The sequence below is a fragment of the Paenibacillus sp. AN1007 genome (genome assembly GCF_040702995.1).
Lineage (GTDB): Bacteria > Bacillota > Bacilli > Paenibacillales > Paenibacillaceae > Paenibacillus.
The window spans coordinates 1,355,044-1,374,596 of record NZ_CP159992.1; the positions used below are offsets into that span (position 1 = coordinate 1,355,044).

At 47.9% G+C, this 19,553-nt stretch carries 16 protein-coding genes; 15 read left to right on the forward strand and 1 reads right to left on the reverse strand.

Annotation, left to right across the window (positions count from 1 at the left end; all coding sequences use genetic code 11):
* Positions 1–134 precede the first annotated feature (134 nt).
* The 8 genes from lspA to ABXS70_RS06270 all read left to right on the forward strand — a co-directional run bounded on the left by lspA (position 135) and on the right by ABXS70_RS06270 (position 6,682).
* Positions 135–629, forward strand: coding sequence for a signal peptidase II (gene lspA, locus ABXS70_RS06235; protein ID WP_366294776.1), 495 nt, complete (start codon positions 135–137; stop codon positions 627–629).
* Positions 622–1,584 (forward strand): RluA family pseudouridine synthase, encoded by a 963-nt coding sequence (locus ABXS70_RS06240; protein ID WP_366294779.1) that lies wholly within the window; start codon positions 622–624, stop codon positions 1,582–1,584. Before lspA ends, ABXS70_RS06240 begins: the two co-directional genes overlap by 8 nt.
* A gap of 110 nt (positions 1,585–1,694) precedes the next feature.
* Positions 1,695–2,948 (forward strand): LL-diaminopimelate aminotransferase, encoded by a 1,254-nt coding sequence (locus ABXS70_RS06245; RefSeq protein ID WP_342552037.1) that lies wholly within the window; start codon positions 1,695–1,697, stop codon positions 2,946–2,948.
* Between the two features lie 179 nt (positions 2,949–3,127).
* Positions 3,128–4,039 (forward strand): decaprenyl-phosphate phosphoribosyltransferase, encoded by a 912-nt coding sequence (locus ABXS70_RS06250; RefSeq protein ID WP_342552036.1) that lies wholly within the window; start codon positions 3,128–3,130, stop codon positions 4,037–4,039.
* Positions 4,040–4,086: 47 nt separating this feature from the next.
* A complete protein-coding gene (locus ABXS70_RS06255) occupies positions 4,087–4,719 on the forward strand; it encodes an HAD family hydrolase (protein ID WP_342552035.1) in 633 nt (210 codons plus the stop codon).
* A 26-nt stretch (positions 4,720–4,745) separates the two neighbouring features.
* On the forward strand, positions 4,746–5,036 hold the full coding sequence (locus ABXS70_RS06260) for an EamA family transporter (protein WP_342556398.1): 291 nt from the start codon (positions 4,746–4,748) through the stop codon (positions 5,034–5,036).
* Positions 5,023–5,343 carry an EamA family transporter gene (locus tag ABXS70_RS06265; RefSeq protein ID WP_342552034.1) on the forward strand — a complete coding sequence of 107 codons (321 nt, stop codon included), beginning with the start codon at positions 5,023–5,025 and terminating at the stop codon, positions 5,341–5,343. The genes ABXS70_RS06260 and ABXS70_RS06265 overlap by 14 nt, the downstream gene beginning before the upstream one ends.
* 34 nt (positions 5,344–5,377) lie before the next feature.
* Positions 5,378–6,682, forward strand: a complete 1,305-nt coding sequence (locus ABXS70_RS06270; protein ID WP_342552033.1) for a DUF6080 domain-containing protein — start codon at positions 5,378–5,380, stop codon at positions 6,680–6,682.
* A gap of 174 nt (positions 6,683–6,856) precedes the next feature.
* Here the strand turns inward: ABXS70_RS06270 and ABXS70_RS06275 are convergent, their stop codons facing one another.
* On the reverse strand, positions 6,857–9,532 hold the full coding sequence (locus ABXS70_RS06275) for a YhgE/Pip domain-containing protein (protein WP_366294784.1): 2,676 nt from the start codon (positions 9,530–9,532) through the stop codon (positions 6,857–6,859).
* Between the two features lie 688 nt (positions 9,533–10,220).
* On the opposite strand from ABXS70_RS06275, the gene pyrR reads away from it, so the two are divergent.
* The 7 genes from pyrR (at position 10,221) to pyrE (ending at position 19,364) form a co-directional block, all read left to right on the forward strand.
* Positions 10,221–10,784, forward strand: a complete 564-nt coding sequence (gene pyrR / locus ABXS70_RS06280) for a bifunctional pyr operon transcriptional regulator/uracil phosphoribosyltransferase PyrR (RefSeq protein ID WP_342552031.1) — start codon at positions 10,221–10,223, stop codon at positions 10,782–10,784.
* The gene (locus ABXS70_RS06285) at positions 10,781–11,695 is read left to right on the forward strand and encodes an aspartate carbamoyltransferase catalytic subunit (RefSeq protein WP_342552030.1); all 915 of its coding nucleotides are present in this window, start codon (positions 10,781–10,783) and stop codon (positions 11,693–11,695) included. The genes pyrR and ABXS70_RS06285 overlap by 4 nt, the downstream gene beginning before the upstream one ends.
* Before the next feature lie 126 nt (positions 11,696–11,821).
* Entirely contained in the window at positions 11,822–13,126 is a 1,305-nt protein-coding gene (locus ABXS70_RS06290) for a dihydroorotase (protein WP_366294789.1), read from the forward strand.
* Between the two features lie 393 nt (positions 13,127–13,519).
* Positions 13,520–14,662: a glutamine-hydrolyzing carbamoyl-phosphate synthase small subunit gene (gene carA, locus ABXS70_RS06295; RefSeq protein ID WP_342552028.1), complete on the forward strand. Its 1,143-nt coding sequence runs from the start codon at positions 13,520–13,522 to the stop codon at positions 14,660–14,662.
* 1 nt (position 14,663) lies between these two features.
* Positions 14,664–17,879 (forward strand): carbamoyl-phosphate synthase large subunit, encoded by a 3,216-nt coding sequence (gene carB / locus ABXS70_RS06300; protein WP_342552027.1) that lies wholly within the window; start codon positions 14,664–14,666, stop codon positions 17,877–17,879.
* Positions 17,880–17,985: 106 nt separating this feature from the next.
* Positions 17,986–18,726, forward strand: a complete 741-nt coding sequence (gene pyrF, locus ABXS70_RS06305; protein ID WP_342552026.1) for an orotidine-5'-phosphate decarboxylase — start codon at positions 17,986–17,988, stop codon at positions 18,724–18,726.
* Positions 18,723–19,364: an orotate phosphoribosyltransferase gene (gene pyrE / locus ABXS70_RS06310; RefSeq protein ID WP_123062502.1), complete on the forward strand. Its 642-nt coding sequence runs from the start codon at positions 18,723–18,725 to the stop codon at positions 19,362–19,364. The genes pyrF and pyrE overlap by 4 nt, the downstream gene beginning before the upstream one ends.
* Positions 19,365–19,553 lie beyond the last annotated feature (189 nt).

Below are 19,553 nucleotides of genomic sequence, written 5' to 3' on the forward strand. Positions count from 1 at the left end.
AAAGCCAGCTGGGACGGCTGCTGTCTTGTAGGTCTGCCACGTCATGGACGATCTCTAAACAGCTGTGCTACAATAAATAAATCTGGCGAAAGCCTGGTATCGTTGGAAAAGACAAGAACGGAGTGACAGCAAACGTGGTGTATTATATCTTTGCTTTTATCGTATTCTTAGTGGATCAGGGAACGAAGTACCTGATTTCTACCCGGATGGAACTTAGAGAGGAAATTCCGGTCATTGGCAATTTTTTTGTCATCACCTCCCATCGAAATTCAGGTGCGGCATTTGGCATTTTGCAGGATCAACGCTGGTTCTTTATTGTGGTGACCCTGATTGTGGTTGTTGCCTTGATTTGGTATTTGCAAAAAGTAAAAGATACTCCGCACAAATTGCTGCCGGTAGCGCTCAGTCTGGTGCTTGGAGGAGCAATTGGCAACTTCCTGGACCGTGCATTGACAGGGGAAGTTGTAGACTTTGTACAGCTTAATTTTGGAAGTTACACGTTTCCGATCTTTAACATTGCTGACTCAGCCATCTGTATCGGGGTAGCACTAATTATCGTGGAAACACTGCTTGAAGGACGCCGTGAAAAAGCGGCTGCGAAGATTGAAGGGAATGAGCATCATGAGTAATGTGAATGAGGAACAGTTAAATAATGATGAACAATTTAACGGTGAGGAACGTATGGAATGGACCGTTGCCGCTGAACATAAGAAAGAACGTGTGGATAAATATATTACCGATGCTGTAGATAATGTATCCCGTTCACAGGTTCAGCTGTGGATTGGAGACGGCGCTGTTACGGTTAATGGAACTGTGGTGAAAGCCAACGCCAAGCTGGCCGAAGGCGATCAGATCGTACTGCAGATTCCCGAGCCAACGGCTGTGGAGATCATTGCAGAGGACATCCCGCTTGAAGTGGTCTACGAAGACAGTGATCTGATTGTGATCAACAAACAGCGTGGACTGGTTGTACATCCTGCACCGGGACATACGTCAGGTACACTTGTAAACGCATTGATGTATCATTGCAAGGATCTCTCCGGCATTAACGGGGAACTGCGTCCGGGGATTGTGCACCGAATTGATAAAGATACGTCAGGTCTGATTATGGCTGCCAAAAACGATCGCGCTCATGCTTCTCTGGCCGCCCAGTTGAAGGAACACAGTGTCAACAGACGTTATATTGCGCTGGTTCACGGTCATCTGAGTCATGATCAAGGTACTATTGATGCCCCTATCGGACGGGACACAAATGATCGTAAGATGTACACGGTCACAGAGCGCAACAGCAAACATGCAGTGACTCATTTTACAGTGACGGAGCGGATTAACGACTATACCCTGGTTGAGCTGAAGCTGGAGACAGGTCGCACTCACCAGATTCGGGTGCATATGAAATTTATTGGTCATCCACTCGTTGGTGATCCGACATACGGACGCAATAAGGGGATTAAAATGAACGGACAAGCCCTGCATGCTGCGACACTTGGCTTCGTACATCCGTCTACTGGCGAATACATGGAATTCAGTGCACCGATCCCGCAGGATATGGAAGATGTACTTGCTTCGCTGCGAAGCCGTTGACGTTTGAAGAAAGTACAAATGTTCGGATATTTTGTCCATGGTGTTGAACGCTCTAATGCTTCATATTAAAACATGAGAAATTTGCGTCAAACGAGGAGATGAACGACATTATGAGTATCGATAAATACCAAGAAACTTATATCCAAACAAATTTTGCCGACCGTATCGGCGGCTCCAACTATGGTAAAGACACTAACATCTATAAATTTGAGAAAATCAAACGTGCGAAAGCTTCCGCTAAAAAAGATTTTCCCGATGTCGAACTGATCGACCTTGGGGTAGGTGAACCGGACGAGATGGCAGATGCGGGTATCGTAGCTGCCCTTGCTGAAGAAGCGGGTAAACCGGAGAACCGCGGATATGCCGATAACGGTATTCCTGAGTTCAAGACTGCTGCAGCGGCGTATCTGAAAAATGTTTTTAACGTAGATGCAATTGACGCGGATACAGAAATCGTACACTCCATCGGTTCCAAACCGGCTTTGGCAATGCTGCCTTCCTGCTTCATTAACCCGGGTGATGTAACGATTATGACGGTTCCTGGGTACCCGGTCATGGGCACACACACGAAATACCTCGGTGGAGAAGTATTCAACGTTCAATTGACGAAAGAGAATAACTTCCTGCCGGATTTGAAGGCAATCCCTGAGGACATTGCGAAACGTGCGAAATTACTCTATCTGAACTATCCGAATAACCCGACTGGTGCAAGTGCTACGGTTGAGTTTTTCACTGAGGTTGTAGAATGGGCAAAAAAATACAATGTGGTCGTTGTGCACGATGCACCATATGCCGCGCTGACGTATGACGGCAAAAAACCATTCAGCTTCCTGTCCGTTCCTGGAGCCAAGGATGTGGGTGTAGAACTGCACTCCCTCTCCAAATCGTACAATATGACCGGTTGGAGAATTGGATTTGTAGCGGGTAACCCACTCGTTGTAAAAGCATTCAGCGATGTGAAGGATAACAACGATTCCGGCCAATTTATTGCCATCCAGAAAGCGGCGGCTTATGGATTGAATCATCCAGAAATTACGGAGAAAATTGCCGAGAAGTATTCCCGTCGTCATGATATGCTGGTAGCCGCATTGAACGAACTGGGCTTCAAGGCAGAGAAACCAAAAGGATCTTTCTTCCTTTATGTTGAAGCACCAAAAGGAATTGTCGGTGGACGTCGCTTCGAGTCAGGGGAAGATTTCTCGCAATTCCTGATCCGCGAAAAATTGATTTCATCCGTACCTTGGGATGATGCAGGTAACTTTGTTCGGTTCTCCGTTACGTTTATTGCAAGTGGCGAAGAGGAAGAAAAACGGGTTATCTCTGAAATCAAACGTCGTCTGAGTGATGTCGAGTTTGAATTTTAATTCATACCTGCGGTAAAATAGACTAAGATTCGTGTGAAGAGACCGGAAACGGTCTCTTTTTTATGTCGAAATATACACTTTGTCCTCTTTACAAAAATAACCAAGCAACTTATGATTAAGTCTTTACGTTATTTGTATAGACTACTCAGTTAGAAATGTTTTGAAAGGAGTAATTACCATTGTTCTCATCACGGCAAGACACGGTATCATCGGCTGGAGGCGGTGCTGGAACGATATCCGGCTTATTTAGACTGCTGAGGCCCAAACAGTGGACTAAAAATCTGTTATTGTTCGCAGCATTGTTATTTTCTTTTGAGGAAATTCGAACGGAGACAATTACTGCAGTAGTGGTTGGCTTCCTGTTATTCAGTCTGGTTGCCGGCTGTGTTTATATACTGAATGATTATGTGGACCGAGAGCGTGATAAGCTGCATCCGACCAAAAAGTTCCGTCCTATTGCTTCAGGTCAGGTCCAACCGGCACATGCTTTAATGTTCGGTATTGCACTGCTTGTGCTTTCCCTCGGAGCGGCTTTTACCATGAATCCGTTATTCGGTGTGCTGTGCATCGTGTACTTTCTGCTGAATGTTTCTTATTCTTTTGTGCTTAAACATCTCGTTATTCTGGATATGATGACCATTGCGGCCGGGTTTGTCCTTCGTGCCATTGCTGGTGGTGTCTTGATTCATGTACCGTTCACACCCTGGTTCCTCATATGTACCATGCTTTTATCCTTGTTTCTGGCGATTGGTAAACGGAGAAATGAGCTTACCCTGCTGGAAGGAAACACAGGGTCACATCGTAAAGTGCTCGATAACTACTCGATTACGCTGTTGGATCAATTCAACACCATTGTGACTACGGCAACCATTATCAGTTACTCTCTGTTCACTTTTACGTCAGATCGCACGATTCATCTCATGTGGACCATTCCGCTGGTGATCTATGGCATGTTCCGGTATTTATATCTAATCCATATGAAAAATCAGGGCGGATCACCAGACCGGGTATTGTTTGAGGACAAGCCGATCCTGATTACGGTGATTTTGTATGTGGCCAGTGTCATAACGATCTTTGCCATCTTCGAGTAAAAGAATAAATATAAAGAGAGAGAAATCTAAAGCGGAGGGGGATCAGGGTGAAACGTACGAAAGTGGCCATTTTCGATATTGATAAAACGATTATACGCAGCGACTCCATGTTCCAATTTGTATTTTACGGCATGCGCCGTTATCCGTGGCAGGTATGGCGTTTGCCTGTCATTGCTCTTCATACCATATTATTTAAAGCGGGACTTATGACGGTTGAGCGGGTTAAACGATCTTATTTTCAAGAAATTAACCGGATGTCAGAGCAGGATTTGGAGCATTTTTTTGATACCCGCCTGCGTACGTCCATATTTACCGAGGCGAGTGTAGAGATGCAGCATCGGAAGGAAGCGGGATATCATGTGCTGCTCGTGACGGCTTCCCCCCATGCGTACATGAAGCATTTCAAACACTTTCCATGGGTAGATCATGTCATTGGAACTGAACTTGTGCGTCATGAAAAAGGTTATACATGCGTGATTGAAGGCGCTAATTGTAAAGGAGAAGAGAAGGTACGCCGAATTCAGGCCTATTTGGCCGAACAAAACATGGAAATTGATTATGATCAATCCTGTTCTTATTCCGATTCGCTGTCCGATCTTCCCGTGATGCAGCTTGTGAGCCAGCGATATTTTATTAACAAACGTGTTCCGGGGATGGAGGCCTTAACGTGGGGGAAATAAGTTCACGCCATACCGGTAAGCTGCTGATGCTGGCCTCTGCATTTCTGACTGCTACCGGGCAGCTGTTCTGGAAGTGGGGATTGACGGAGTGGATTTATATGGGCATCGGTTTTCTATGTTACGGGCTGGGTGCGATTCTAATGATTAAGGCTTTCGCGCGGGAAAAACTATCGGTTGCTTATCCGCTGATGTGCGCTAGTTATGTTTTTGCTCTAATCTATGGTCACTTTTTGCTTGGTGAAGAAATTACGGTACAAAAGCTTGCTGCGGTTGTGCTCCTGGGAATCGGGGTGACGTTAACCAGTGTGGAACGATAGCTGGATGGCTGCTGTATTAATTGTGATGACGCTATGCGGTGCGATGGGCGGTGCGGGTTTAAAATATTATGCAGCCAGCCGGAAGCGACTGCATGTGCTTGTTGGACTTGGTTTTTACGGAACAGGTGCACTGCTGAATATTGTACTGCTGAAGTTTCTGCCTCTAACCGTCGTGCTGCCTGCCAATGCATTAACTTACGTCTGGACGCTTATTATTGCGAGATGGGCCTTTAAAGAGACGGTAGGACCTATGCGATGGATGGGGGTAGCGTGTATTATGGGCGGGTTATGCCTGCTCGTACTCTAGATTTAACCTTATATCAAATATTGGATGTGAATGTATGAAATTTTTAGACTACATATTTTATGATCGCAGAGTAACCTCGACTGCTTTTATTCTATTTGCAGGTTTTGCCTTGTTTTATGGTTTGATGAATGGACCTTATGTTTTGTACATGAGTCAGCATGCAGAGATGCTGGGGAAATATACGCCGTTTAATACGACGCTGTTTTCCGTTAATCTGTTTAATTTTGACCCATCGATGTATTACGGGGACAATAGTTCATCCGTTATTCATCCCTTGATTTCTTTTTTGGCAGTTACGCTGGCGGCTGTCTCCAAGCTGCTGGGAGGAAATTGGTTTTTCCTGATCCTGCAATCCCTTGTGAATGCGGGCTCGGTTGTAATGGCCTTTGTTTTTCTAAGCCGAAATGAAAATAGACCTTCCCATACACCGTTACTGTTCGCTTTGCTGTTTGGATGCAGCTCGTATCTGATGTACACCGCATTGATCCCGGACTCTTATCCGTATGTACAGTTCGTTATTCTTTTGTCTGTTCTATACCTGCAGTATACGCGTGTACAGCAGCACGTGCATTATGTGCCCAATGCACTGCTTGCCACGATTAACTTCGGATTAACCTCAACCAACATTATTCCGTTTGCTGGAGCTGTGTTCTTTAATATGCAGGCTTGGCGAAACAAGGCGGGGTGGAAAAAATATTTTGGTATCATGGCACTGGCTGTGCTGATGATTGTGGTGGTCACCGCGATTCAGTATGTTGCGTTTGGCGGACGAAGCTGGGTAAGCAACTGGCTGTTAGGCATTCAAAATGGGGGCACGAGCTATGCCACTCCATTCCAATGGGCGGCACACGTTAAGGCGTTAGTGCTGCTGACGATTAACCCAATGTTATCACCAGAAGTGCACCTGCTTGACCCAGGCATGGTGGCGTTTGTTACGGATCTTTCCCGCTCTAACCCGCTTTATGTTCAGATTACAGGGACGTTCCTGCTGCTGATTGCGTTAGCCGGTTTCATTCGCGGCATCCGCGAACGCAGTGTATGGACGTTGATGCCTTACATTATTTTTGCATTCCTGCTTCATCTCGTTGTAGGATTCGGGCTTGCTGTGTATCAATATGACATGTACCTGTATGCAGGACATTATTTGTTTGCTTTTTATCTGCTCGGCGGCATATTCATCAGCAGCCTGCGCTCAGGGTTTGGAAAAAAAGTGCTGATTGGACTGCTCTTAGCATCGGTGCTTGTTACGGCTGGAAACAATATCTATCGTCATTTCGAAACACTGTCGACAATCAAGCAATCCTATGAACAGCTGGAACAGCAGCGTGCTGTGAAGTAAAGAATTGAAGTAAAGAATTGAAGTGAAGAATTGAAACAAAAAATGAAGTGAAAAAGTGAAAAGTGAAAAAGCATAAGCGCAAAGTGTAAAAACAAAAGCAGGGCTTCGCGAACATAACGTTCTAGAAGCTCTGCTTTTGTTTGGGTAAAACTCGAACACAGTTATATTTTGGAATCAAGCGATAATCTTTGTTTTTTTTGCATTTTCAGCAGAACGTCTGGTCAGACTGCTCAACGGTCGTTTGAGTAGAAGAGCAAGGATCAGGCTTAACGCAATAAACAGACATAACCACAGAATGTCTTTGATGGCCGTAGACCACAAAATGCCGCCAACGGCTTCTCTGAGCAGGCTGATGGCATAGGTGAACGGCATGAACGGATTTAACGCCTGAAAAAAGGGTGATGTCATGCTGATGGGAAACGTTCCGCCCGAACTGGAGAATTGAAACACCATGAAGACTATTGCAATCCCTTTCCCGATATTGCCGAATACAGATAAGAGGGTGTAAGTGATGGTTACAAAGACCGCACTTACCAGCATGGCAAATAGAATAAACCACCATTTGTCTGCTGCATAGGTTCCCAGAAACAGAACGTCTCCTGCTGTAACACATACAGCCTGCAGTATACCAATCGTTAGGAAGGTTGCAAGACGACCGAGATATAGTTCATATCCGCGGAACCTGCCGTCTGGATTCTCTGCTTCTGCACGAAGCAGGGAAATTAACAATGTAGAACCTACCCATAGAGACAATACGGCATAAAAGGGAGACATAGCTGAGCCGTAATTCGGAATCGGGTATAACTGCTGCTCCTTAATCTGTACCGGGCTTGCAAGAAACGCACTTTCCTCTTCAATATCACCTCGCAGCAGTTTGGCAAGCTCGGCAAATTGATTACTGCCTTCAACTTCCCGAAGCTTCTCGGCAGCCTTGCGGATGGAACTCTCCAAGGCAGGCAGATCCTCTCGAACAAGAGCAGCCACGCGATGCACTCCCTTTTGCACATCAGGCAGCTGCTGCTGTACAAAGCTGGACGCTTTGCTAATCTGTTTCTCGGCCTGAGGAAGGTCGTTACGGACAAAGTGGGCGGCTGCATTCAGCTTGTCTTCCAGCTTTGGCAGATCACGTTGAATGAGAGAGGAGACCGTGTCCAAAGTGCTGATGAACGCTTTGCTTTTTGTTTCCAGGGTTTGCGAGATTGCATGCACCTTGGCCTGAATTTGCGGTAAATCACCCTGGATTTTTTCAAGTTCTGATTGACCGAATACAATACCTTCCTTGGCTGAGGCAAGAATATTTGCAATGTCGGGCAGACGTTCTCTTGTGCTCTGCAGCGTATCTGCAGATGTGGAGAGGACTGTCTTTAATTGAGATGTACCAGCCGTAAGAGCAGGGGAAACCTGACTGTCAAAGGTGCTGATGAAACGATCTATTTCTGTACTTACATTTTGATTCAATTCATTCAGTCTGGCAGCGATGTCTGCAGGAGGAATCGTATTTTTCCGCAGTGCTTTGCTTGCAATTCCAGCCAGCTGAACCTGCAGCTGGAGCCGCTCGGATATCGTCTGCAGCTGCTGCACCTTTGCAGTCAGCGGATCAGAAGGTAATATGGCATCTATTTTGCCCAGCAGGGCAGCTGTACTGTTCAGGATTTTCACTGCTGCGGCTGCACGTGCCATGATGCGGTCTATATCATCTGCGCTCTGGAGCTTACTGAGATCGGTTCCTTGCAGCTGCGCGAATACATCCTCAGCTTCATTTGTGATCTGCTGTACGAACAGAAGATTTTGCCGGATCGTTGGTGTAATGGTCTGGAAGGCTGCTTCACTGGCCTGGATGAATTGATCCAACCCGTCAGCCAGCTGAGCTCCATGATCGGAAATTTCGGATATCTTACCGAGAGCCTGCTCAGCAGCAGATACAATAGCGAAGGCTTTATCTGTCTTATCCAGTGCTGTTTGAATCACTGCGGATACCTGTCCAAAGTTTGCATCAACCTCCTGAATACGGGCGTCAGCCTGCTGTATTTCAGGGCTTCGAGCCTGAAGGGAAACCACTTCAGCCGCAACCGCTTTGATCTGCGGCCAGTACTGCTGTACTTTCAGGACATACCCTGCAGCTTCATTTATTTCCGGAAGCCGCTTCTCCAGCTCCACAATTTTCTGAGCTTGCTTAACAATTTCCGGCATCATCTGGTCGACTTCAAGTACCTTTTGACCTGCAGCCTGAATGGCAGGCAAATTTTTCTCCAGCATGAAAATTCCGTTCTCCATTCTGCGCAGTGTTGGAAGCTGTGCATTAATTTCGATGCCGGCTTCTTTCAACTTGTTCAATACAGTTTCACTGACAGCTTCAGTGAAATTTTCATTAATCTGAGTTGTGATGGCAGATACGCCAGACCCGGTAATTTTGGGAGCGATCGCATTTACCTTCTCATTAACGGTATATATGACCTCCGGCCGGTTCACTTTTCCATCTACAATGCCGGTTATTTTGGATGAAAAGTCGGCAGGGATCAGCAGACTGGCATAGTATTCCCCCGTTTGAACACCGCGGCTTGCCTCGGCTTCACCAACAAATGTCCATCCCAACTTTTTGTTCTGGCTCAAACTTTTGATTAATTCTTCTCCAATATTAATCGTCGTTCCTGTAACTGCTGCGCCTTGATCTTCACTGGTAACAGCTATTTTAATGCCTTGGGTATTGCTGTAAGGGTCCCAGACGGATTTAACGTTCACCCAATCATATACGCCAGGCAGTAAAATAATGGCGGCGATTAGAAATATGCCTGTGGGTACTTTTAGGATGTGCATCCAGTCTGTCTTGTAGATCTGCCATATGTGACGCATAATGTCCTCCTTCTAAATAACGCGGCCGGGTGCTTTTACATCGGAGATATGCTGCCTTGTCTCCTGCTGCTTTTCCCGAACCTATATGTATATCGGATAAAATACAGATTCAATAAACGAGGTTGTGTATAAACTTTCCCCTATTAATAGAAGACTGATTCATGTTTTTAATCCATTCAGAGAAATAGACCAACCGATTTCGAAACCGGTGAAATTTGGATCGAAATCATATTGTAATTGTCTATGGATAAATATGCAGTATTGTTGTATAATTATAAATGACGAATGACATATGATGTGACATGGATGTTTTTTCGCCTAAATGCTGACTCTAATATGAGGAAGCAGAGGATTTGCACCTGCGATGGTGAGGTGTTGACAGAGGGTTGTCTTTCTGTCATAATTCATGAAGACATACGGGCATATTGAGCCAGAACTCTGTGAGGTTCCTCATATGCACGACATGAATAGCACCTTTAAATCAGTCCCGTGAGACTGGCAAGGTAACGTGAATGATACATCGTTTATTCGCTGCGGCAGATAATACGATGCATCCCGAGAGTAAACTTTCTTCAGCGACGTCTGAAGTTCGGAGACTCCTTGCCAATAAACACGGCAAGGAGTCTTTTTTTGTTCTCCTCGTCATGGGGCCATGGTTTCGAAGGAAAATCCTGAGGAGGCTGAACGCATGAGCACAGAAACACATGTCATTATGGATGAAACGGCGATCCGCCGTGCATTGACAAGGATTGCCCACGAAATACTGGAGAAGAACAAAGGAATCGACGATTGTGTTCTGGTCGGAATTCGCACACGCGGAGTATATCTGGCCGAACGAATCGCCGCGAAGATTGAAGAGATTGAAGGCGCCAAAGTTCCCTGGGGAGAGCTGGATGTCACCCCTTATCGTGATGATCGTTTGGATAACAACCAGATCAATCGCAAGGAACTGTTGATTATGACACCTGAATCCCTATCCATTCACAACAAAAAAGTGATTTTGTTCGATGATGTGCTGTACACCGGGCGAACGATTCGGGCTGCGATGGATGCACTGATGGACTGTGGAAGACCACAGAACATTCAGCTGGCTGTACTTGCAGACCGCGGACACCGGGAACTTCCGATCCGGCCTGATTTTATCGGTAAAAATGTACCGACATCCAAATCAGAAGAGATCGAAGTTGCACTCATGGAAGCGGATGGACAGGATGAAGTCAAAATCATACAGAACCGAGGGGAGCAGGCATGATGATTACACAGTCAGCGTTGAGAGACCGAAGCTTGCTTGGATTAAAAGACATCAGCCGTAACGAGATCGAATCCATTCTGAACCGTGCGGCCCACTGGGAAGGACAGAAGGAAAAACTTGTCCCGATTCTAGAATCCCGCTTTGTTGCCAACATGTTTTTCGAGAACAGCACGCGCACCCGCTTCTCCTTCGAAATGGCAGAGAAACGGCTGGGAGCTCAGGTATTGAACTTCACTGCAGCTGCTTCTAGCGTAGAAAAGGGAGAATCGATCTACGATACGGTACGAACACTTGAATCCATGGGCATTGATGCAGGAGTTATTCGCTTAAAACCGGCTGGTGTCCTGCAGCAGCTGGCTCAGAAGGTGAGTGTACCGCTTGTGAATGCGGGAGATGGCAATAATGAACATCCAACGCAGGCGCTCCTTGATCTCTACACGATGCGAAAGGCGTTTGGTGAACTGAAAGGTCTGCGTGTCTCCATCATCGGAGATATTCTGCACAGCCGGGTAGCGCGCTCCAACTTGTGGGCGCTGCAAAAATTCGGTGCGGATGTACGCTTCTGTGCTCCGCCAACGATGCAGGCGCCTGAACTCGCACAGTATGCACCTTATGTAGGTCTTGAAGAAGCGCTGGACGCTGATGTAGTCATGATGCTCCGGGTTCAACTGGAACGTCATCAGCATGGCCTGATCACTTCAGCTGAGGATTATCGCGAACACTACGGATTGACGGAAGAACGGGCGTCACGCCTGAAGCCAAATACGATTATTATGCACCCTGCCCCTGTAAATCGTAACGTTGAAGTGGACGATGCGGTTGTCGAGAGCAAAGCATCACGAATTTTCCCTCAGATGGCCAACGGTGTTCCGATCCGCATGGCGGTGATGGAACGTGCGGTGAAGCTGTAACAGGGTCTAGCATAGAGTCATAGGCTGACTAGGGCAGTGTTCTTATAGAGCAACGAACAGAGTAGACGATAAATCAATCATCCGGTGGATTCCAATCTCTGGACAGAACCGAAGTGGAGGTCAATTATGGTACAGGTGATAAAGAACGCAAACGTCTTGAGTCAACAAGGGGAACTTGAACGGAAAACCATTCTTATAGAAGAAGGTAAAATTAAAACGATCGCTGGCCCGGAAGATGAAATTGTACGGAACGCCGAGAAGTCAGCGCAAAGTATAACGGATGCATCAGGCAAACTGGTCATTCCTGGATTAATCGACATGCACGTACATTTGCGCGAGCCTGGATTCGAACATAAAGAAACGATCGAAACAGGGGCTCGTTCTGCGGCACAAGGTGGTTTTACAACGATTGCCTGCATGCCGAATACAAGACCGGTAACCGACACAGCTGAGGTTGTTGAACTGGTATTGAACAAAGCGAAGGAAGCAGATCTGGTTAAAGTGCTGCCGTATGCAGCGATCACCAAAAACGAACTGGGCCGCGAACTGACCGACTTTGCTGCATTAAAGGCAGCGGGAGCGATCGGTTTCACGGATGACGGTGTAGGTGTACAGAACGCGCAGATGATGAAGGACGCTATGAGCCTTGCAGCCAGCATGGATATGCCGGTGATTGCTCACTGTGAGGATGATTCCCTGGTGGTTGGCGGATATGTCACCGAAGGTGAGTTCTCCAAACGTCATGGCATCAAAGGTATTCCGAACGAATCTGAAGCCATTCACGTAGGTCGGGACATTCTGCTGGCAGAAGCAACGGGAGTACACTACCATGTGTGTCACGTCAGCACAGAACAATCCGTTCGCCTGATACGCCTGGCGAAATCGATCGGTATCAAGGTGACTGCAGAGGTATGTCCGCACCACCTGGTGCTGTCCGATGAAGATATTCCGGGCATGGACGCGAATTGGAAAATGAACCCGCCGCTGCGCTCACCACGTGATGTGCAGGCATGTATTGAAGGATTGCTGGACGGAACGCTCGATATGATCGTAACCGACCATGCCCCGCACAGCGAAGAAGAGAAAGCAAAAGGCATGGAACTGGCGCCATTCGGTATCGTTGGGTTCGAAACAGCCTTCCCGCTGCTGTACACGAAGTTTGTTGAAACAGGGTTGTGGACCTTGGACTTCCTGGTCAAACGCATGACGGCTGATCCAGCCCGTGTATTCCGATTGAATACCGGCAGGCTGGAAGCAGGAGCACCTGCCGATCTGACGATGATTGATCTGAACGAGGAAAAAGCTGTTGACCCGGCGAGGTTCGCAACGAAAGGCAGAAACACACCGTTCACAGGCTGGAAGCTGAAAGGCTGGCCGGTACAAACATGGGTGGATGGCAAAAGCGTGTGGAATAACACGTTACAGCAATAAAACAGCACCATGCTGACGTAATACATCATTAAATATGTACATCAGTACTCATAACATACAATTTTCCTTGAAATATCAGAGTAACAGTAATTTCTTTTCTTTAAACAAACTCAAGGCAAGTCATGCCGAGAGCCCAACATACAAAACAAACATAGTTAAATGTACTTTTTTGAACTTTGAGCACCACCTTAGCTGCGAAGTGGACAGAAAGGACCCGAAGAAGCGAAGCGCGCGCCTTTATCACCGGATTACACCATTTAAAAAATGGAACCAAAGTAATCCGGGGATAACAGCGATCGCAGGGTTTTCTGTCCACGAAGTCCCACGCTAACGTAACTCCACGTTCAACCCAAGGCCATTTAACTTTGATAAACACAGAGGGAGTGAGATGGGATGCAGGGACAGGCAAGATTATTGTTGGAAGACGGCACGCTGTTCACCGGAAAAGCGTTTGGTGCGGAAGGTGAAACGACAGGAGAGGTCGTTTTTAATACGGGAATTACAGGCTATCAAGAGGTGCTTTCAGACCCTTCGTACTGCGGCCAGATCGTTACGATGACGTATCCGCTGATTGGTAACTACGGAATCACACGGGATGACTTTGAGTCGATCCGTCCATACGTGCACGGTTTCGTGGTAAGACGCCATGAGCCAACGCCGAGCAACTGGCGTGCGGAGTACAGCGTGGATAATCTGCTGAAAGAATACGGCATCGTAGGGATCAGCGAGATTGATACACGGATGCTGACGCGCCGGATTCGTCACCATGGCACAATGAAGGGAATTCTCACAACAGGATCGAAACCTGTCGAAGAACTGCTGGAGATGATGGGAGACACTACGATTGAGCAATTGCGCAACCAGGTGCCAATGACGTCTACAGAGCATGTATACAACAGCCCGGGAACAGCAGAACGTATCGTACTGGTCGACTACGGTGCAAAAACAGGAATTTTGCGTGAACTGAGCAAACGTAACTGTGACGTTGTTGTCGTACCTCATGACGTAACGGCTGACGAGATTCGCCGCCTGAACCCGGATGGCATTCAATTGTCCAACGGCCCTGGGGACCCGAAAGACGTACCACATGCGGTGAACATGATCAGTGAACTGCTCGGCGAATACCCGATCTTCGGTATCTGTCTGGGTCATCAATTGTTCGCTCTGGCAGCTGGTGCAGACACGGAAAAACTCAAGTTCGGACACCGCGGTGGTAATCACCCGGTTAAAGAACTGGAGAGCGGACGCTGTTTCATCACATCCCAGAACCACGGTTACACCGTAAATGAAGAATCTGTGAAAAGTACGGATCTTGAAGTTACACATATCAACAATAATGACAAGACCATCGAAGGTCTGAAACATAAAACGTATCCTGCCTTCTCCGTACAGTATCACCCGGAAGCAGCGCCAGGACCTTATGACAACAGCTACCTGTTTGACCGTTTCATTGAGATGATCCGCGAACACAAGATCACTAACCCGCAAAAGCCGCGTCAAGCCGTATTGGCAGCCGCAGTGAAAGGAGCGCAATAACATGCCGATTAACAAAGATCTCAAAAAAATCCTGGTGATTGGTTCCGGTCCAATCGTCATCGGTCAAGCGGCTGAGTTCGACTATGCCGGTACGCAAGCCTGCCAGGCCCTGAAAGAAGAAGGCGTGGAAGTTGTACTCATTAACAGCAACCCTGCGACAATCATGACAGATACAAATATGGCTGATAAAGTTTACATCGAGCCGATTACGCTTGATTTTGTAACGCAAATTATTCGTCAGGAGCGTCCGGACGGCCTGCTGCCAACGTTGGGTGGTCAAACGGGTCTCAACATGGCTGTAGAACTTGCACGGGCGGGCGTGCTTGAGCGTGAAAACGTAAAATTGCTCGGCACACAGCTTACTTCCATCGAAAAAGCGGAAGACCGTGATCTGTTCCGAGATCTGATGCGTGAACTGGAACAGCCGGTACCTGAGAGTGTCATCGTTACAACGCTGGAAGAATCCCTGCAGTTCGCTGGTGAGATCGGTTATCCGATCATCGTTCGTCCTGCCTACACCCTTGGCGGCACAGGCGGCGGTATCTGCGCGAATGAAGAAGAACTGCGTGAAACCGTAGCAGCCGGGCTTCGTTACAGCCCGATCGGTCAATGTCTGGTAGAGAAAAGCATCGCCGGCATGAAAGAAGTCGAGTACGAGGTTATGCGTGACAAGAACGATAACTGTATCGTGGTCTGCAACATGGAGAACTTTGACCCGGTAGGCGTTCATACAGGTGACAGTATCGTTGTGGCGCCAAGCCAAACGCTGTCTGACCGTGAATACCAAATGCTGCGCTCAGCTTCCTTGAAGATCATCCGTGCCCTGAACATCGAAGGTGGATGCAACGTGCAGTTCGCACTTGATCCGCACAGCTTCCAGTATTACGTCATTGAGGTGAACCCTCGGGTAAGCCGTTCATCAGCACTCGCTTCCAAAGCGACAGGTTATCCGATTGCGAAGATGGCTGCCAAAATCGCAATGGGTTACACACTGGATGAGATTGTTAACCCAGTTACAGGCCAAACCTATGCTTGCTTTGAACCTACCCTTGACTATATCGTTAGCAAAATTCCGCGCTGGCCGTTCGACAAGTTTACATCTGCGAACCGTAAGCTGGGTACACAGATGAAAGCAACAGGCGAAGTGATGGCGATCGGACGCACATTTGAAGAATCCATTCATAAAGCGGTTCGTTCCCTGGAGATCGGTGTACACCGTCTCTACCTTAAAGGTGCAGAAACGCTGGATGAAGAGACGCTGAACGAACGTCTCGTGAAAGCGGACGATGAGCGTATGTTCCTGATCGCAGAAGCATTCCGCAGAGGTTATACCCTGCAGCAGCTGCAGGACCTGACCAAGATTGACTGGTGGTTCCTGGACAAAATCGAAGGCATGATTCAGTTTGAGGATCGTATTCGCGAAGAAGCAGAATTGACTTCCGAAACGCTGTATCAGGCGAAACGCCTTGGTTTTACAGATCGTGCTATCGCAGAACTGCGTGCCGAAGGACAGCCTGGAGGTTCCTTGACTGCCGAATCCGAAGTCAGAGCACGCCGTGAAGAGGAGAATCTGCGCCCGGTATACAAAATGGTAGATACCTGTGCGGCGGAATTTGAGGCAACAACGCCTTACTACTACTCGACATATGAAACAGAGAATGAAGTCATCCCTTCCGACAAGAAAAAAGTCGTGGTGCTGGGTTCCGGTCCAATCCGGATCGGTCAAGGAATCGAGTTTGACTATTCCACAGTACACGCAGTATGGGCGCTGCAAAAAGCTGGTTATGAGGCCGTTATTATCAATAACAACCCGGAGACCGTATCGACGGACTTTAACACCTCTGACCGCCTGTACTTCGAACCGCTGTTCTTCGAGGATGTCATGAACGTTATTGAGCAGGAGCAGCCGGTCGGTGTTATCGTGCAGTTTGGTGGTCAAACAGCAATCAACCTGGCAGCACCGCTGCGCAATGCAGGAGTAACCATCCTCGGAACAGACCTGGAAAGCATCGATGAAGCAGAAGACCGCAAAAAGTTCGAGCGTCTGCTCTCCCGTCTGGAGATTGCACAGCCGAAAGGTAAAACGGTCACTTCCGTAGACGATGCTGTGGAAACGGCTCAATCACTTGGATACCCTGTACTGGTACGTCCCTCGTATGTTCTGGGCGGCCGTGCGATGGAAATTGTATACTCCGATGCGGAACTGCTGACTTATATGGAACAGGCAGTAAAAATCAATCCGGAGCATCCGGTTCTGATCGACCGTTATATGCTGGGTAAAGAGGTTGAGGTAGATGCGATCTGTGACGGTGAGACGGTACTGGTGCCGGGCATCATGGAGCATATCGAACGTGCAGGGGTGCACTCCGGTGACTCGATCGCGGTATATCCACCGCAGCATCTGTCTGCAGACCTGAAAGAGAAAATTGTAGAGATTACAATCAAAATTGCCAAGGAACTCAAAACGATCGGACTGGTGAACATCCAGTTTGTTATCCACGAGGGTCAGGTTTACGTCATCGAGGTGAACCCGCGTTCTTCCCGGACGGTTCCTTTCCTGAGCAAAGTAACCAATATTCCGATGGCAAACCTCGCTACACAAGCAATCCTGGGCGTAAAACTGAAAGACCTGGGTTATGTGGATGGACTTTGGCCTGAAACGGATCATGTGTCGGTAAAAGTACCTGTGTTCTCCTTTGCGAAGCTGCGCCGCGTGGAGCCTACCCTTGGACCTGAGATGAAATCCACAGGTGAGGTTATGGGACGTGATCCGAACTATGCGAAAGCCCTGTTTAAAGGTCTAATTGGAGCGGGAATGAAAATTCCGGCTACCGGGGCAATCGTTGTTACTGTAGCAGATAAAGATAAAGACGAGGCTGTACCTTTGCTTGAAGGTTTCTATAGACTGGGCTACAAAATCATGGCAACCGGCGGAACGGCAGCTGCGCTTCAAGCGGCGAACATTCCGGTAACCGTTGTGAACAAATTGAGCGAAGGCTCACCTAATATTCTCGATATGATCCGCAGCGGTGAAGCGAACTTTGTGTTCAACACCCTGACTAAGGGTAAAACGCCGCAGCGTGACGGATTCCGTATCCGCCGTGAAGCGGTTGAGAATGGTGTGGTATGTATGACTTCCCTGGATACGATTCGGGCGCTGCTGATCATGCTGCAGACGATCAATTTCTCCTCGGAGGCTATGCCGGCCTTTGTATAATGAATAGTCACTTGATGAAGGACATCAGTCAGCCTGCGGGCTGGCGGGATGTCCTTTATATCGGGCAAAAACCTCTAAAATGAGCACGCGGAAGGGGCGCTGGGTTATGAATCACCCGAATTTCAATGAAATGGCTGGACGTCTGATGGTTGCACTCGATTATCCGGGAGCAGAGGAGGCACAGAAACTGGTACGAGCGCTTGAGGGCATTCCTTGTTATCTCAAAGTGGGCATGCAGCTTTTCTATGCGGCAGGCCCGGACTTTATTCGGCAGCTGAAGGCGAAAGGATACTCCGTGTTTCTCGACGTGAAGATGCATGACATTCCAAACACGGTGCGCGGCGGAGCCGAAAGCATTACACGTCTTGGGGTGGACATGTTCAATGTGCACGCCGCGGGCGGATCCAGCATGATGCGTGCAGCACGTGAAGGCGCAGAAGCAGCACTTGCTGCCAACCCTTCGCTGGACAGACCCCAGATTATCGCTGTGACGCAGTTGACCAGCACGAGTGTTGAGACGATGAATAACGAGATCGGCATCCCTGGCGGTGTAGAGGAAGCTGTAGTTCGTTATGCCGGACTGGCCAAGGAGGCCGGGCTTGATGGCGTTGTGGCATCTCCACTGGAAGTGCCTGCGATCCGGGCAGCATGTGGTAGTGATTTTCACACGGTCACTCCAGGCATTCGTCCGGCAGGAAGTGGTCTTGGTGATCAGACACGTGTCCTGACACCCGGTGAAGCCATCAGCAGAGGCAGTCATTACATCGTTGTGGGCAGACCCATAACCGGTGCACAAAACCCGCGTGAAGCGGCAGAGACCATTTTGAAGGAGATGTTGAACGTATGATCGAACTCAGCCAAATTCCAAACCATATTGCTTCCCAGCTGCTAAAAATCAAAGCGGTGGCACTTCGTCCACAGCAGCCATTCACATGGACATCCGGCATCAAATCGCCAATCTATTGTGATAATCGGCTGACGATGTCTTATCCTGAGATCCGTAACGATATTGCCGAAGCGTTTGCCGCGATTATTCGTGACCAGTATCCAGATGCTGAAGTCATTGCAGGTACAGCAACCGCGGGTATTCCACACGCTGCATGGGTGGCTCAGAAGCTGAATCTGCCGATGGCTTATATCCGGGATAAAGCGAAAGGCCACGGCAAGGAGAATCTGATTGAAGGATTAATCAGCGAAGGACAAAAAGTAGTTGTGATTGAGGATTTGATTTCAACCGGAGGAAGTTCGATTAAAGCGGCAGAAGCTGTACGTGCAGCAGGGGCGACACCGCTCGCAGTTCTTGCCATTTTCAGCTATCAGCTGGATAAAGGCGTAAAAGCGTTCGAGGAAGCTGGAATCCCGCTGCAGACCCTGTCGAATTATACGGCGCTGATGGATGTTGCATTGGCTCAAGGTACCATTCAAGAGAGTGATTTTGCACTGCTGCAGTCGTGGCGTGAAGATCCTTCTTCATTTGGTAAATAATATCATTCATAGAATAATAGACTGCCGTTCGGTAAACGGTATCAAAATTGTAATGTTTGCCGTAATGACGGCAAAACGATCGAATTTCCAGAGGCATCCCGTATGTTGGGGTGCTTTTTTGTCATGTTCATCAAAATATTAACTTTTTCACACTGACGTTGTAAAAAGCTTGTAACTTTTAGTGGAGAG

What these genes read in the sequence shown, in the direction of transcription:
- ABXS70_RS06240 (WP_366294779.1), top strand. Translation starts at nt 622, where the DNA reads ATGAGTAATGTGAATGAGGAACAGTTAAATAATGATGAACAATTTAAC.
- ABXS70_RS06245 (WP_342552037.1), top strand. Translation starts at nt 1,695, where the DNA reads ATGAGTATCGATAAATACCAAGAAACTTATATCCAAACAAATTTTGCC.
- ABXS70_RS06260 (WP_342556398.1), top strand. Translation starts at nt 4,746, where the DNA reads ATGCTGGCCTCTGCATTTCTGACTGCTACCGGGCAGCTGTTCTGGAAG.
- ABXS70_RS06270 (WP_342552033.1), top strand. Translation starts at nt 5,378, where the DNA reads ATGAAATTTTTAGACTACATATTTTATGATCGCAGAGTAACCTCGACT.
- ABXS70_RS06275 (WP_366294784.1), bottom strand. Translation starts at nt 9,532, where the DNA reads ATGCGTCACATATGGCAGATCTACAAGACAGACTGGATGCACATCCTA.
- pyrR (WP_342552031.1), top strand. Translation starts at nt 10,221, where the DNA reads ATGAGCACAGAAACACATGTCATTATGGATGAAACGGCGATCCGCCGT.
- ABXS70_RS06285 (WP_342552030.1), top strand. Translation starts at nt 10,781, where the DNA reads ATGATGATTACACAGTCAGCGTTGAGAGACCGAAGCTTGCTTGGATTA.
- ABXS70_RS06290 (WP_366294789.1), top strand. Translation starts at nt 11,822, where the DNA reads ATGGTACAGGTGATAAAGAACGCAAACGTCTTGAGTCAACAAGGGGAA.
- carA (WP_342552028.1), top strand. Translation starts at nt 13,520, where the DNA reads ATGCAGGGACAGGCAAGATTATTGTTGGAAGACGGCACGCTGTTCACC.
- carB (WP_342552027.1), top strand. Translation starts at nt 14,664, where the DNA reads ATGCCGATTAACAAAGATCTCAAAAAAATCCTGGTGATTGGTTCCGGT.
- pyrF (WP_342552026.1), top strand. Translation starts at nt 17,986, where the DNA reads ATGAATCACCCGAATTTCAATGAAATGGCTGGACGTCTGATGGTTGCA.
- pyrE (WP_123062502.1), top strand. Translation starts at nt 18,723, where the DNA reads ATGATCGAACTCAGCCAAATTCCAAACCATATTGCTTCCCAGCTGCTA.